The 15241-nt window shown below is 37.0% G+C and carries 12 protein-coding genes; 3 read left to right on the plus strand and 9 right to left on the minus strand.

Features of this window, described 5'->3' with window-relative positions; all coding sequences use genetic code 11:
- Positions 1-19: 19 nt before the first annotated feature.
- The 6 genes from Q0940_RS05810 to Q0940_RS05835 form a co-directional block, all read right to left on the minus strand.
- Complete coding sequence (locus Q0940_RS05810) at positions 20-895, minus strand: polyphosphate polymerase domain-containing protein (protein ID WP_299265382.1); 876 nt, start codon at positions 893-895, stop codon at positions 20-22.
- 285 nt (positions 896-1180) lie between these two features.
- Positions 1181-1897: a pyrimidine 5'-nucleotidase gene (yjjG, locus tag Q0940_RS05815; protein ID WP_299265385.1), complete on the minus strand. Its 717-nt coding sequence runs from the start codon at positions 1895-1897 to the stop codon at positions 1181-1183.
- 77 nt (positions 1898-1974) lie between these two features.
- A complete protein-coding gene (gene yjjX, locus Q0940_RS05820) occupies positions 1975-2544 on the minus strand; it encodes an inosine/xanthosine triphosphatase (protein WP_299265388.1) in 570 nt (189 codons plus the stop codon).
- 463 nt (positions 2545-3007) lie between these two features.
- On the minus strand, positions 3008-4825 hold the full coding sequence (locus Q0940_RS05825) for a HEAT repeat domain-containing protein (RefSeq protein ID WP_299265392.1): 1818 nt from the start codon (positions 4823-4825) through the stop codon (positions 3008-3010).
- A gap of 83 nt (positions 4826-4908) precedes the next feature.
- Positions 4909-5082: a hypothetical protein gene (locus Q0940_RS05830; RefSeq protein WP_299265395.1), complete on the minus strand. Its 174-nt coding sequence runs from the start codon at positions 5080-5082 to the stop codon at positions 4909-4911.
- 126 nt (positions 5083-5208) lie between these two features.
- Entirely contained in the window at positions 5209-5784 is a 576-nt protein-coding gene (locus tag Q0940_RS05835; protein ID WP_299265398.1) for a DUF6151 family protein, read from the minus strand.
- 360 nt (positions 5785-6144) lie between these two features.
- Between Q0940_RS05835 and Q0940_RS05840 the strand changes: the two genes are divergently transcribed.
- Positions 6145-6642, plus strand: a complete 498-nt coding sequence (locus Q0940_RS05840; RefSeq protein ID WP_299265402.1) for a hypothetical protein — start codon at positions 6145-6147, stop codon at positions 6640-6642.
- A 25-nt stretch (positions 6643-6667) separates the two neighbouring features.
- On the plus strand, positions 6668-7189 hold the full coding sequence (locus Q0940_RS05845; RefSeq protein WP_299265407.1) for a DUF6438 domain-containing protein: 522 nt from the start codon (positions 6668-6670) through the stop codon (positions 7187-7189).
- A 424-nt stretch (positions 7190-7613) separates the two neighbouring features.
- Here the strand turns inward: Q0940_RS05845 and ssb are convergent, their stop codons facing one another.
- Together ssb and Q0940_RS05855 are read right to left on the minus strand one after the other, a co-directional pair.
- Entirely contained in the window at positions 7614-8231 is a 618-nt protein-coding gene (gene ssb, locus Q0940_RS05850; RefSeq protein ID WP_299265409.1) for a single-stranded DNA-binding protein, read from the minus strand.
- Between the two features lie 24 nt (positions 8232-8255).
- On the minus strand, positions 8256-9623 hold the full coding sequence (locus tag Q0940_RS05855; RefSeq protein WP_299265478.1) for an MFS transporter: 1368 nt from the start codon (positions 9621-9623) through the stop codon (positions 8256-8258).
- A gap of 261 nt (positions 9624-9884) precedes the next feature.
- On the opposite strand from Q0940_RS05855, the gene uvrA reads away from it, so the two are divergent.
- Positions 9885-12707, plus strand: a complete 2823-nt coding sequence (gene uvrA, locus Q0940_RS05860; RefSeq protein ID WP_299265412.1) for an excinuclease ABC subunit UvrA — start codon at positions 9885-9887, stop codon at positions 12705-12707.
- Between the two features lie 128 nt (positions 12708-12835).
- On the opposite strand, the gene Q0940_RS05865 is transcribed toward uvrA, so the two are convergent.
- Positions 12836-15067: an EAL domain-containing protein gene (locus Q0940_RS05865; protein ID WP_299265415.1), complete on the minus strand. Its 2232-nt coding sequence runs from the start codon at positions 15065-15067 to the stop codon at positions 12836-12838.
- Positions 15068-15241 lie beyond the last annotated feature (174 nt).

Genomic DNA, 15241 nt, shown 5'->3' on the forward strand with positions numbered 1-15241 from the left:
TCTCTACAGCTAAAGTGGTTTAACAGTGATGTAACTGCTTAATTCGGGATAATACGGATTTGAATCGATTGGCTTTTATATTCTCTGGATATAACAACGCACAACCAATGCAATATTTACTAAATGAGGTTGGAAACACGTGGTGTTTACTCATCAATTGATAAAAAGGGGAATTCTTAGACTTCTTACTTTGCTTTAATTCAGCAATAAAAAAACCTGGCAATGTAACGCGGTTATCACCATTTTTATTGTTGTACCAAAGATCAAAATCTAATGTTAAACGCTCGGCTTTTTCTTCATTTGCCAAAGCAATACGCTTGTAACCACTTTGTTGGGTAATATCTAAATTGGCATATTTGCCGTGCATTTCTTGTTGCAAAAATTCACGGCTATTTACATCATTACCTTTATCTTCAGATAACTTAATACGTGTTTTTACAGTACGCTTTTGATTGTTCTTCAACTTCACTTCAAGGTATTCAGTGGAAGTATCAAGATAACGACGGCGGCGAACCTTAAAACGATTCAACTTCCCATTATGGTGCGCTCGGTACAATTCCATATTAGGTGTATCGAGATATTGATTGTAATAAGAAAACTGCCTTAACCCAGCAATGTCTAATATTCGGTAATGACCATGTAATTGCGACAATAGCTCAGGTAAAAATGATAACGGCAACATAAATTTACTGTCTACACGATTCATTAAGTTAGCGTTATTGAGATCGTCTAATTGATAGCTTTCAAAGCTTGCCAATAAATTATTAATAGGCTCTAACGGAGGTTCCGTTTCTTTATGAAGCGGAATATCACTTATATCTTTTAGACAAACCTCATTAGCTGCATTAACTAAATGCAGCTCACTCGCTGCGGAGATATTTAATTGAACAGCCATGATCACCTTAATATAAAAAAATAAAATAACCTTGGAACATGAATAAAATAGTGGATCAAATTACAGAGTTAATTTATTGAACAATTTATTTCGTGATCAGAAATATAAAAATGCACAGTGCAAACAATGTGTAAATACTTAGGAAGTTACTTTTTTGTGTATTTTTTATTACTGAAGGGAGTGAAGCTTACCTTTCCAGATTTTGTACCTGCTTGTTTGATAGATTATTATGTCGTCGTTTTAAATAACTAGTTTACCAAGAGTATTTTAATGACAAACGCCAAACTACTCACTCAGTAACGCCAGCAACTCAGCTAATGATGTAACTTGGTATGTAGGGCTGATCTTTGTATTTAACGGTTGATTTACAGCTTTGCTGTTGCCTGAACTAGTCTCTAAATTGTGATGACGATTTAACCAGCAAGTGTCAAAGCCTGCATTATTGCCACCTAAAATATCTGACTCCAACGTATCGCCAACCATAAGGACTTTCTCAGGATCTGGGTTATTCATCTTTGTTAGTGCATAGTTAAAAATATCAAGATGCGGTTTTGCAACTCCCACCAATTCAGAGATAACCACAGGAAAAAAATAAGGTTTAAAACCAGTACGCTGCAAACGTATTTCTTGTAATTGAGCAAAACCGTTAGTGATAATACCCATTTTAACACCACGTTTATGCAAGCTAGTAACGAGATCTAATGCACCATCTAAAGGCTCACATATTTCAGCCATGGCATCTAAAAATTGCTCATTCAATTCCTTAGGCTGCACATTCAGCTTATTGCCCCATTGCATAAAACGAGTTATTTGTAATTGCTGCGCGTTAATTTCACCGTTTTGGTATTGCACCCAAAGTGGTTTATTCACACTTTGATATTCATCAAAATCAGATTGAGTAAAAGTCACTCCATAACGAGAAAACATATGAGTTAGCCCAGATAAAATATCAAAATGAAATAACGTTTCATCTGCATCAAACAACACCCATTGGTATTTCATTTATTTTGTTTTTCCTAATTTAAAAAACGCTCTTTATTAGAGAACGGTTGCTAGTTCTAGAGTTATTAGCTCTAGAGCTAATAATGTTGTGGATGCAAAGCAGGAGCAAGTGCGAGGATTAAAGCTTGAGTATATATACTTTCTCTTGTGGCAGCATTATTGGTTAACACACCAACCGCCCCACCTTTTTGTTTAATATTAGAAGTATTAAACACATCGTCAATAACAGGCCCTAACTCTTCATTATTTTGTAAACGCTTGAAGATATTAGCCGGTAAAGGCAAGTTAGCAGAACGCCCTGTCATTAACTGATTGTTTGAATTTAAAATAACCACATAAGAAAAGCTAACCGCGCCCTCTTCCTGAAAATCAACACCACCTTCCATCGCGACAAAGTAATCGATATTGCTCTTAGCGGCTTTCTCGTCAGAATTGTCATTAACATGCTCCGCACAAAATCGAACACGATTTTGAGCACCCAAACGCGTTTCAGCTTCCGTCATAGGTTGCTCACTAACACCAGACTCTGCTTTCATTGCAACACAGTCAATTTGATGTTCAGGAAACACAGTTAAAAATGCTTGTTTAGCGGCATTAACTTTAACGGGATTGGTAGAGCCAACACAAAGGCTAAGCGTTTTTATCATTCTTAATTACCTTACTTAATTTATACAAGCTTAGAACCCAGTTATCATACAGTAAGATATTGGCCATAGTTTATTTTTAGATCTAAAGAGAAAATACTGAGCTAAATTATTTTGGACTATTACATTGTGAGTAGGTGATAGATCTTAAAAACACCAAACTAAGCCCCGCCTTTTTGGCTGTTGAAAAAAGATAACTCACCGCAGATGGAACCTGAACGCCCAGATACAAAAAAGCCCTGATATACAGGGCTCTTAAAAATAATTTACAACGATGCATATTTAGTAAGAACTAGAACGTTAATGAACACACAAAACAAAACATAGGTGAGTGAGTGAACTCTCCCCCCCCTTATTTCTCTGCAAATCACCACAACCTAAAAAATCTATACCAACAAAAAACAAAAATTTGTTAATTAAGGCGTGTATAAGCACGTATTTACGCTTTTAATCAACACTATATGACTTAATTACCTTTGCATGGAGCAACCCTCATCGTTCCATCTTTGGACAATAGTAGAGTCCCCCCTCTAAGGACGTTAATGAGTAGCTCACCCGTTTCGACAAACCATGATGATTTTGGTGATCCGGGAAGTTTAATCCATTCATCTGCAACCCAATTATCATTCTCATCTCTGGCGAATTTATAAATCATGCCATCGTTCATTCCTAAGTGAGCTAGACCAGTTGTAGAGATAATTGCTCCACCAAGTTTGTAAATGTCCTCTATATTGGCTGAAAGCACCTTTTTAGTTGTTCCTCCTTTGCCAACATAAACTAACTCGCCACCCCATTCACCTCTACTGGAACCTACTAACCAACCGCCATCAACTTTTAGAGCCATATCAGGTACTTGCTTCAGCGGTGTTCTATGCTCAACCATATTTTCAGCCGTTACTTCAATGATTTCATTTCCGTTTAGTACCTGATCAGTTTCATCACTTGCTCCATAGCTAATAACATGGGTGTCGTAACTAAGCTGCTTCAATCTTTCTATGCTGTCATTCTTATACAGTTTTTCGTTTTGAGCCTCTTTTAACCTAGCCAAAGGAACATGTTCGCAGACTTTTTGGGTTAAATATGGATTTTCCATTATTGAATAATATGAACGAAATATTTCTCTATCTTCTGATGTTTGTTGTTTTCCGTTAATAATATCTATAGCTTCTTTAGCAGCCTTTCTTACTGGGGGATACCAATGCTCTTCCTTAGCAATATTAAGTGCAACTAACGAATTCTCAGACTTCAATTCACCTAGTGATTGAGCAGCTATCACGCTAAGTACCACATCAGAGTCATTGTCAAGCTGTGAAACAAGAACATCTTCTGCAATTGGGTTGCCTATAAAACCGAGTGTCCTTGCAGAAATCTGCCTTAACTCGAAATCATCCTGACTTAATAGCTGAATCAACACAGGTGCAGCGGGCTTTGCTAGCTCTCCATGTTTTGCAAGCTCAAGCATTTTATGAGTTGAAGGTTCACTCGCAATCGACTCTATAAGTAATTTTATACCCTTATCAGTGCCCATTCGAATAAAAGCATTATTGATTGCTGGTTCCAGTCTTGGTCGGTCTTTGATAAGCTGGCTTAGCACAGGCTCAGCGCTTAAAGCATCCTTTTCAAAAAAGGAGAGAATATCAATAACCCCTGTCAACGTCTCATCAGAAAGAGATTTATCTGCAATTACATTGCTAAGTTCACGAACTAAGAACTCTTTCTCAACCTCCATTTCAGATAACAACACACCAAAGTTATAGACATAACCTTTCGGACATCCTGTTTTGCACTTTATTAAATCCATAATAAAAGGAACAGCCCTTTCTTTTGAATGCTTGACAGCATATCCCTCTCCATTGTGGGGAGAACTACTTGCAGTTGAATATCTTTTTACAGCCTCTTGAGCTGCACTGGGTAAATTTATTCGTCCTAGTGCTCTTACCAACCAAGGAGTTGTATCTAATGCAGCTTTTATCTTAGATAAATACTTTGGATCAATCTCGTTAACCCCTTGAAGGGTAAATCCTGCTAATCTTCTCACTCCAAATGATTGATGTTCCAGCAAGTTAACGAGCATTGGAGTGGTATCTATATCCAAACTTCGTATTGATTGAGCTAAGTTTGAGTCCTCTTTCGTCATTCCATATTTATCAGTTTCTCTCTTTAATCCCTGCTCAATTATCGCACTTTTGCACTCATCTATTGATGTACACGTTTTTTCTTGTGCTGAAACTGATAGCGTGTTCACAAGAAACAGAAAAACTAGTGAATTTATTATTATTTTCAAACTCTATTTCCTTATTTAGTGAGTCCTATTTTTGGTTTTAATCCTAACCTTTAAAAAGTAAACATCAAACAGTAAAAGACATATTATTTCTGAATATCTGTAAGTGAGAAACGAACCCTTTCTTTTAGGTATGTTTTTCTACTCTGGGCTATAGAACCTGTTGCAACTGCTTTTTCGACCACCTTTTTATTACCCATCAGCACTAACCTTTCACTTGGTCGGGTTGATGCGGTATAAAGCAATGTTTGATCTATCATTTTTTCCGCTTCTTTTGGAAGAAAATAAAATGAAATAAAATGGACAGCCACCTTTAAATATTTAGATTATTCTTATGTAAATTGCCCTTGTATAAAAGCCGAGGCTTTAACATACCACTACAAAATCTATTTTTGATCAGAGCTTAATACAGTTGGTCTTGTAACTGGCTCACCGCTATTGTTAAAAAATGCCGACGGCGTATTAAGCCCTTTTATCTTCCAAACAAGCAGTTTAACTATCATTCTTACCGTTGCTTTAGACGGCGAATGGTTTTGCTCAACAACTTCTTTTTTAGCGTATTTGGTTTGCAAGTAACCCCTTACTGAACCTAAGTCCTCATCACGGGATTTAGCATTGTCCATAAAATTATGCACAAGCCCAAGAAAAGGCATTTTTGAGTCCAAAGAGTTACCAATAGGTGTATTGCAACATTTGGCATACCACCGAAACATCCCTTTTTCTCTTAACTTAACACAAGCAATTTGCTCATTTCCTTGGCTGATTTTTACATAAGAAATCGGCATTTGAAAAAGATCCGTACCGCCATATTGGTCTAACATCGAATCTTCTTGTTTTAAATACTCTGCAAACGACTGACAATCATCACAACAACAAACAATACGGTTACCCACCATTTTATCTATATTAGCCGTTTTTCCTTGAACCATGCCGCAAGTACATTTGAGATTAATTTCAGGCATAAAATGGGGTCTCTTATTTTGTTTTTTGATTTGTTTTATATATTGATATCTGTGTAGTTGTTTGTAAATTATTATTTTCTGAACCATCAGGTTTCACCTGACGGCGAGCCCTTTCTCAGCATCCCTGCTTCGAATTTTATAAAAATAATATTAATGAAGTGATTTTATGATGGAGAAATAGAGTAAAGCCAAAAAGCCAACCAAACCTAACAATTTGTTTCTGAATCAAGAGGTGGATGTTTTCGTTATTTTTTCTTTGTCGATAACTCGATAAATAAAAGCATTGGCAAACAGTTATGAGTTTTGTTATTAATATAAGAAAAAGAGTAAGGTAACTAAATAGTTACTAAAAAGGTAAACATGGTCACACTATTTAGAATATTAACTTTTATATCCTTATTTAGCTCAGTCACTGCTATTGCTTGTATGGGCAGAGTTTTACCTGATAAGAACTTTGACAATTATGAAACTATCTTTATTGCCGAAGTTACTGGTGTTCATTTAACAACATACCAAAAACGTATGATAACGGGACTAAGAACTAAAGAAGGATACCGTTCTTGGACAGATACAACACCAGAGTATGAAGTGACAGTATTACCTCAGCGATTGAAAAAGGGGTCAGCTTCAGAAGTGGAAAAATTAAAGATTTCAGGTTGTGGAATTATAGAACCAAAAGTTCGACAAACTGGTTTATTCTTTATTAAACCGAATGGTCAAGTTGATGTGCTTTATCATATAGAAAGCTATAATTACGAAGATTACCTTGAAGAAGTCGGCCTTTATTATCGTAATATGAAAAAAAGACTGAAAATTCAGCGCGGTTCGCGGTTAAATGATACCAAATCTGTTAACTAGGGTAGTTTAGCTACTTAAGGTAGTCATGCGTAAATATCTACTAATATTTATCTTAACCTCATTCTTTCAAGTGAGTGCACAGGATTTAGTAACACTCCACAAAAAAAGTGGAGTTTCATTACCTTCACTTTTTGATAAATCAGAATTTCAAAATTATGAATTTAAAACTTTTGGGATTACTGAAATAGGTCTGCAAAAAACGTCCTGTTTTGGTCGTTGTCCCACATTTTTGCTAAATATTAAAATGGACGGTTCAGTTTATTACGAAGGACATAACTTCGTCGATAAAATGGGAATATATACCGGAAAAATTGAAACGTACCAACTGATAAATATATTGGCGTATATAGATGAAATAGCATTTATGGATCTTCAAGATGTATATACCTATGGTGTTACTGATCATTCATCAGTATATACAATGGTTAAAACCAATTCGAAACAAAAAATCATTAACAACTACGCGAATACTGGGCCGGCAACGTTATGGGCTTTAGAGCAGTTGATGACTCAGTTATTAACTGAAGTAGAATGGGATAAAGAGTAGCTAAAATAACGTGGGCAGCTACCTTCTGAACCCCAAATTTGGACACTCACATCAAGCGAACCGTCAGGTTCACCCTGCCTTTAATCTTTGATCTTGCTTTTCCTCCTGATTTAATACAGATGTTTTGGTGAGGGGCGGCGCTCTCTTTCATAATAAGAGCAGGTTACGTTTTTGGGCTGTTACAAAAAGGTAACTCGCCGAGGGGCGAAATAGATCTATCACACTTCTACAATATAATAGTTTAAAAACAATTTAGCTTAAGCTCTTAGCTTTTAGATCTTAAAAACCCCAAACTAAGCCCCGCCTTTTTGGCTGTTGAAAAAAGATAACTCACCGCAGATGGAACCTGAACGCCCAGATACAAAAAAGCCCTGATATACAGGGCTCTTAAAAATAATTTACAACGATGCATATTTAGTAAGAACTAAAACGGAATGTCGTCGTCAAAGTCCATTGATGGCTCTGGTGGAGCTGATGGTGCTTGACGAGGTTGGAAACCACCTTGAGGCTGCTGTTGTTGCGGCTGGCTCTGTGGTTGGAATCCACCTTGTGGCTGTTGATACTGTTGCTGTTGTGGTGCAGCTTGCTGCTGTGGTGCCGACTGAGGCGCAGCTTGTTGAGAGAAGCCACCTGGTTGTTGCTGTGCTTGTGGTTTAAAACCACCAGCTGGAGCTCCAGCACCGGCATTGTCAGAACGACCGCCTAACATTTGCATTTGGCCACCAAAATCAATTACAACTTCTGTGGTGTATTTATCTTGGCCAGTTGCTTGGTCTTGCCATTTACGTGTCTGCAATTTACCTTCAAAGTAAACTTGAGAACCTTTACGTAAATATTCGCCAGCTACTTCTGCAAGCTTTCCAAAAACAACAACACGGTGCCATTCTGTTTTTTCTTGCATTTGGCCAGAGTTTTTATCTTTCCAGCTTTCATTTGTCGCAAGACTGATATTGGCAACTGCATTACCGTTAGGCATGAATCTTACTTCAGGATCTGAGCCTAATGTTCCAATTAAAATTACTTTATTGACTCCGCGAGCCATAACTATTCTCCTGAATCTTTATGATTAATCTGTGCTACTAACTAAACGGTCGACACTAGCTCGATCGTAGTTGGTTTTGTTTACTTTTAAATATATTCGACTTTCGTCTTTAACCAATGTGACTTCCATAACGCCATCACATTCGCTTAATTTGTTGATAAGGCTTTGATAATCTAGGCTAACCTTTGGTGCAAACGGGATTGAAATCCGCTTTGAACTTAGTGGTAATTTCATGCCAAAAGCCAAGACTAACCATAGTAACGCAATTACCCCATTGGCGGCAAACAAATAACTAAATCCAAATTTTTCAGCAATCAAACCGCCGACAACACCGCCTAAAAATGCACCTAAAAACTGACTACTTGAGTACACGCCCATGGCTGCACCCTTTTGTCCTGCTGGCGCTAGCCTAGAAACATGCGCTGGCAAACTCGCTTCTAAAAAGTTAAAGCCAATAAAAAATAAAAATACAGCTAAAATCAAAGACCAAAGACCGCTAGAGAAAACCATGACAATTGACGCTAAAATAATTAAGCTGATGGCAAATAAAAATAGTGATTTTTCTATCCCTTTTTTAGCACCAACTATTAGCATAGGCACCATAAAAACAAACGACAAGAATAAAACTGGTAAATATATTTTCCAGTGCTCATTAACGGACAAGCCTGAGTTTTTAAATAAGATAGGTAATGCAATAAACATAGAGGTCATTAAACAATGCAACATTAAAACACCTAAATCTAAGCGTAATAATTGCCCGTTAAATAACATACTCACAATATTAGATTTTGAAACGGCAGACTCGCCAGAATGTGTTTGCGTATAAGCAACTGGCACTACGGTTAAGGTAACAATAATCCCTACAACAGCCATAATCGCAGTAACAAAGAATACACCTTGTAAACCAAATGATTGCGCTATTACTGGACCTAAAACCAAAGCCACCGCAAAACTTAATCCTATGCACATGCCAATAACGGCCATTACTTTTGGTCTTTGTTCTTCACGGGTTACATCTGAGGCAAGTGCAAGAACCGCACTGGCAATTGCGCCCATACCTTGAATGGCTCGGCCTACGGTTACCATTTCAATACTTGTAGCTAACGCTGCGACCACACTACCAATGGCAAATATGACCAAACCAATAACAATAATACGACGGCGGCCAAAACGGTCTGATAACCACCCCATCGGGATTTGAAATAAAGCTTGTGTTAAACCGTATGCGCCAATGGCGATACCAATCCAAAGTGGAGATACGTTTTCTAACTCTTGCCCATAAATAGCAAGAATTGGCATAAGCATAAATAATCCAAGCATACGCATCGAAAATATTAATGCTAAAGAAACGGCAGCGCGTTTCTCTAATGAATTCAGATTAGTTTGCTCCACTAATTCCATATCCCACTTCGTAAAAATTTGAGGCGCGATATTAGCATATTTATCTTAAAACGTTGCCGATAAAATAGCTGAAAATAAATAATCTTTGCGACTTTTTAATTTTTAATCTGGTTGTAATCAATAAATACAGTCTTTAAAGGTACAAGAATGTAAATAAATAGCTTAAATCAACCTCAAATGCATTTTGTTATTAAACATTGGCTCTCAAAATGGCATAATTAGCGATCAGTTCAAAATAGGTAAGAATTACGTATGAATCAAATAGAAGTCCGTGGTGCTCGAACTCATAACTTAAAAGATATAAGTTTGGATATTCCACGCGATAAGCTCATCGTTATCACTGGCCTTTCTGGATCAGGGAAATCATCTTTAGCATTTGACACATTATATGCTGAAGGGCAGCGACGTTATGTCGAGTCTTTATCTGCTTATGCTCGTCAATTCTTATCGTTAATGGAAAAGCCAGATGTAGATCATATTGAAGGTCTTTCTCCGGCTATTTCTATTGAACAAAAATCTACTTCGCATAACCCACGTTCTACCGTTGGTACTATTACCGAAATATACGATTATCTTCGTCTTTTATTTGCCCGTGTTGGCACACCAACTTGCCCGACTCACGGTGAGCCGTTAGAAGCCCAAACCGTATCGCAAATGGTAGATAAAATATTAAAGCTGCCAGAAGGCACTAAAATCATGTTACTCGCGCCTGTGGTTAAAGCACGTAAAGGTGAACATGTTAAAACTCTTGAGAATCTAGCGGCACAAGGCTTTATACGTGCACGCATAAACGGTGAGATTTGTGACTTGTCAGATCCACCAGCGTTAGAACTTCATAAAAAGCACACTATAGATGTTGTAGTAGACCGTTTAAAAGTAAAAGACGACATTCAACAACGTTTAGCTGAGTCAATTGAAACTGTGCTTGAATTAAGTGCGGGTACCTTGCAAGTTGGTTTTATGGACTCGGATGATGCTGATATTACTTTCAGTGCTAACTTTGCTTGTCCGGTTTGTGGTTATTCAATGCAAGAATTGGAGCCTAGATTGTTCTCGTTTAACAATCCAGCTGGTGCTTGTAATAGCTGTGACGGATTAGGTGTTAAACAATATTTTGATGCTGAAAAAGTCATTATCAATTCAGAATTAAGCTTAACCGGCGGTGCGATAAGAGGCTGGGATAAACGTAATTTCTATTACTTCCAAATGTTAACGTCTTTGGCGACCTTTTATAAAATTGATTTAACTTTGCCATTTAATGACTTGCCTGACGAACACAAAGAAGTAATTTTAAACGGCAGCGGCACTCAAGATATTGAATTTAAGTACATGAACGACCGTGGTGACGTAGTAACGCGTACCCATCCATTTGAAGGTATTTTACCGAATATGGAACGTCGTTATAAAGACACGGAATCTAACTCGGTAAGAGATGAATTAACAAAATACATAAGCACACAACATTGCCCAAGTTGTGATGGCAGTCGTTTACGCGAAGAAGCCAGAAACGTCTTTATTAATGGCACTAATATAACCACCATTGCCGATCTTTCAATTGGTGACGCTCATGACTTTTTTGACAAAATGGATTTAGTTGGGCAGAAAGCTCAAATAGCTGAAAAGATTTTAAAAGAAATAAAAGAACGTTTAGGTTTCTTGGTTAACGTTGGTTTGAATTACTTATCGGTTTCTCGTAGTGCCGATACGTTATCTGGTGGTGAAGCTCAACGTATTCGTCTTGCCAGCCAAATTGGTGCTGGTTTAGTTGGCGTTATGTATGTGCTTGATGAACCATCAATTGGTTTACACCAACGCGACAACGACAGACTATTACAAACCTTGTTCCATTTACGTGACTTAGGTAACACGGTTATTGTTGTTGAGCATGACGAAGACGCAATTAGAGAAGCTGATCACGTTATAGACATTGGCCCAGGAGCTGGTGTTCATGGTGGTGAAATTATTGCTCAAGGCAGTCCACAAGATATTATGGATGAGCCTAACTCAATTACTGGCCAATACCTATCTGGCACTAGAAAAATTGAAATACCCAAAAACAGAACTCCAGTACAAAAAGGTAAATGGCTAACCTTAAGTGGTGCAACTGGCAACAACTTAAAAGATGTGACAGTTGAAATTCCACTAGGTTTAATGACTTGTGTTACTGGCGTGTCTGGTTCTGGTAAATCTACATTAATTAACGACACTTTATTCTCTATTGCGCACCGTGAGTTAAATGGTGCAACAACGGCTGAACCAGCACCTTATAAAGATATTGTTGGTATGGATTTATTGGATAAGGTTATTGATATTGACCAAAGCCCAATTGGCCGTACACCACGATCAAACCCTGCGACTTACACTGGTATCTTTACTAATATCCGTGACTTGTTTGCTAGCACACAAGAATCACGTGCTCGAGGTTACAAAGCTGGACGCTTTAGCTTTAATGTTAAAGGTGGTCGTTGTGAAGCTTGCCAAGGTGATGGTTTAATAAAAGTAGAAATGCATTTCTTACCAGATGTTTACGTACCTTGTGATGTTTGTAAAAGCAAACGTTATAACCGTGAAACGTTAGAAGTTCTGTATAAAAACAAGAATATTCACCAAGTGTTGGATATGACGGTTGAAGATGCCCATGAGTTTTTTGAAGCCATTCCTGCAATTAGTCGTAAACTTAAAACGCTTATGGATGTTGGTCTTAGTTACATCCGTTTAGGTCAAAGTGCGACTACGCTATCTGGTGGTGAAGCTCAACGTGTGAAGCTAGCTAAAGAACTGTCTAAACGCGACACTGGCCAAACATTATATATTCTAGATGAGCCAACTACAGGCTTACACTTTTATGATATTGAACAGTTGTTGACTGTTTTACATAGATTAAGAGATCAAGGTAATACGTTAGTGATCATTGAGCATAATCTTGATGTTGTTAAAACGGCTGATTGGGTTATTGATTTAGGTCCTGAAGGCGGTTCTGGCGGCGGTGAAATTTTAGTTACTGGTACTCCAGAAGATATTTGTCATGAGCCTCGTTCTCATACGGCGAAATACTTAAAAGAGTTATTAGGCTGATATTGTGAATGAGCAGGGAGTTAGAACTATTGAGGTTTAACCTCTTCTAACACTTCTAACTTCTGGGCTCTAAACAAGAAAGGTGAGTAACTATTTACTCACCTTTTTTATTGCTGATAATAAACACATTAATTAGCTTTGGCTAAAAACGTCTCTAATTCATCTACCGGCATCGGCTTAGCGTGGAAATAACCTTGTACTTCATCACATCCTAAGTTTTTTACATAATCGAGTTGAAACTGGGTTTCAATACCTTCAGCAATAGTTTCTAGTCCTAACTTTTGACCTAAATTTATTACTGTTTCGGCAATAATACCGTCACCACCGGAACCGATATCTTTAATAAACTCCCTATCCACTTTAATTCTGTCTAACGGTAATTGATGTAAATAACTTAATGAAGAAAAACCAGTGCCAAAGTCATCAATAGCAATAGTAAATTTATTTGCCTTTAACTGTTTTAGTGCTTTAACTACCGTTTTAGGATCGTCCATTACCACACTCTCGGTAATTTCTAACTCTATTAACTCAGGTTTCACATCAAATTTTTCTACTGTAGATAATAGATTTTTAACAAAGTCACTGTTTCTAAATTGTGGCATAGATACATTAATGGCTACTCTTAAATCATGATATGAAAGTGATTTTAATCTTTGTAACTCTTTACACGATTGCTCAATAACCCAAGCACCAATTTCAACAATTAAACCAGAATACTCAGCTAATGGTATAAAAGTGACAGGCGAAATATAACCACCGTTATCATCCGGCCAACGCAATAAAGCTTCAATGCCAACAACTTTGCCAGATTGGACATTAATTTGCGGCTGATACCAAACTCGCAGTTTGCCATCATGAAAGTCAGTTGTTAGTTTTCGGATCATGCCCAAACGCCAACTTGTTTCGTCTTCCATTTCTGGTCGATAAAAACTGTAGCGGGAGTGCATATCTTTTTTAGCACGATTAAGTGCAATATTGGCATGCTTTAAAACCACCAACCCACTTTTATCATTTTGTAATTTACGACAATAACCAATTGATGCATTAACGGGTATAACATGCTCATCAGCATGAAATGGTGATTCAAAAAGACTTAATAATAAATCCGAATCTAAGGCCTTATCATCGCCAATTAAACCAAATATATCAGCGCCTATTCGGCTGACTATAATTGAAGATGGTAAATCCTGCTGTAACCTTGCAGCAACAGATAACAGTAAACTATTTCCAACTTCTTGCCCCAAACCATCATTGATATCTGAGAAGTGATCAAGATCCACCAGCGCCACAGTATTTCCGGCAAGATGACCGACCGTATATTCATCTAACAGCTGAATAAAACGCGTTCTATTAGGTAAATTAGTTAATCCATCTCGGTATGCAATATCACTGACTTTCTTAAGTAGTAGAGAGTTATCTAAGTCCGAAGCCACATTTGAAACAAAAGTTTGTAATAATTGCGCAGGGATATCTGTTTTTATATTGCAGTCAAAATATAAAACACCTGAACAAGATTGCGCATTGATGTAAATAACTAAACCATCGTTTTCAACAATATTGCTTTCTTTTGATATTGCTTGAGAGATCAAATTAATGACTTTTGTATCTAATGAATTTTCATATCGTTGAGCAATACTAGAAGCAAATCTTCCAGTTCCGTAAGCAACCCAATGTCCACGTTCCGATACTTCGCCTTTTTCAATCGGATGATCTATTAATAATAAAGCATCGCCTTCAATTTTAAATAATTCAGATGATTTTTTTACTAAGCATTCTACAAAATTTGATAAATCTGGTTGAGATATAAGAAGTGTATTTAAGTTGTTTAATGCATCTAAAAAGTTTCGAGAATTACTCAGCTGAAGAATTTGTGAATATGAACGAATAGCTGAAAATATAGAGGTAAGTAATTTATTTCGGGTTAATTCAGTTTTAGTACGATAGTCATTAATGTCGTATTGCATAATAACGTGTTCTTCTGGAGCGTAGCCAGGTTGCCCTGTACGCAATATAACCCGTACATCTATTAAACCAAGCTCTTCTCTAATACGCTTACATGCGATAAGTCCTGCATCATCAGTTTCCATCACCACATCTAATAGAATAATTGCAACATCTGACTGATTTTTTAATAACTCAATAGCTTCATTACCAGAATAAGCATGCAGAAACTCCAAACCTTTATTTAAAATAACTAAACCATTTAACGCTAACTCAGTTACTTTATGTATTTCAGGCTCATCATCAACAATCAATACACGCCAAACACCTTGTGTTGTGTCATCGTCTTCAATTTCAGGATGATTTATGTGACCTGCAAACAGGTATTCATTCTCATCAATTATATTATTTGTCGGCATTTTATAATTTGAACTCACTTTAGCAAAAGTTACTAACTGAAAACCGTATGAAATTAAACCAAATCTCTAATATGAGTTTAGGAAAAAATTCAGATTTTTCAAATAAATGAATTAATAGAATAAAGGAATTAATAGAATAAAGGAATTACAGCCGACGAATTTTCGTTAAACTTG

This window comes from uncultured Psychrosphaera sp., from assembly GCF_947500655.1.
Taxonomy (GTDB): domain Bacteria; phylum Pseudomonadota; class Gammaproteobacteria; order Enterobacterales; family Alteromonadaceae; genus Psychrosphaera.

Excerpts from the sequence above, each read along its gene's own strand:
- Q0940_RS05810 (WP_299265382.1), bottom strand. The coding sequence starts at position 895 with ATGGCTGTTCAATTAAATATCTCCGCAGCGAGTGAGCTGCATTTAGTT.
- yjjG (WP_299265385.1), bottom strand. The coding sequence starts at position 1,897 with ATGAAATACCAATGGGTGTTGTTTGATGCAGATGAAACGTTATTTCAT.
- yjjX (WP_299265388.1), bottom strand. The coding sequence starts at position 2,544 with ATGATAAAAACGCTTAGCCTTTGTGTTGGCTCTACCAATCCCGTTAAA.
- Q0940_RS05830 (WP_299265395.1), bottom strand. The coding sequence starts at position 5,082 with ATGATAGATCAAACATTGCTTTATACCGCATCAACCCGACCAAGTGAA.
- Q0940_RS05835 (WP_299265398.1), bottom strand. The coding sequence starts at position 5,784 with ATGCCTGAAATTAATCTCAAATGTACTTGCGGCATGGTTCAAGGAAAA.
- Q0940_RS05840 (WP_299265402.1), top strand. The coding sequence starts at position 6,145 with ATGGTCACACTATTTAGAATATTAACTTTTATATCCTTATTTAGCTCA.
- Q0940_RS05845 (WP_299265407.1), top strand. The coding sequence starts at position 6,668 with ATGCGTAAATATCTACTAATATTTATCTTAACCTCATTCTTTCAAGTG.
- ssb (WP_299265409.1), bottom strand. The coding sequence starts at position 8,231 with ATGGCTCGCGGAGTCAATAAAGTAATTTTAATTGGAACATTAGGCTCA.
- uvrA (WP_299265412.1), top strand. The coding sequence starts at position 9,885 with ATGAATCAAATAGAAGTCCGTGGTGCTCGAACTCATAACTTAAAAGAT.
- Q0940_RS05865 (WP_299265415.1), bottom strand. The coding sequence starts at position 15,067 with ATGCCGACAAATAATATAATTGATGAGAATGAATACCTGTTTGCAGGT.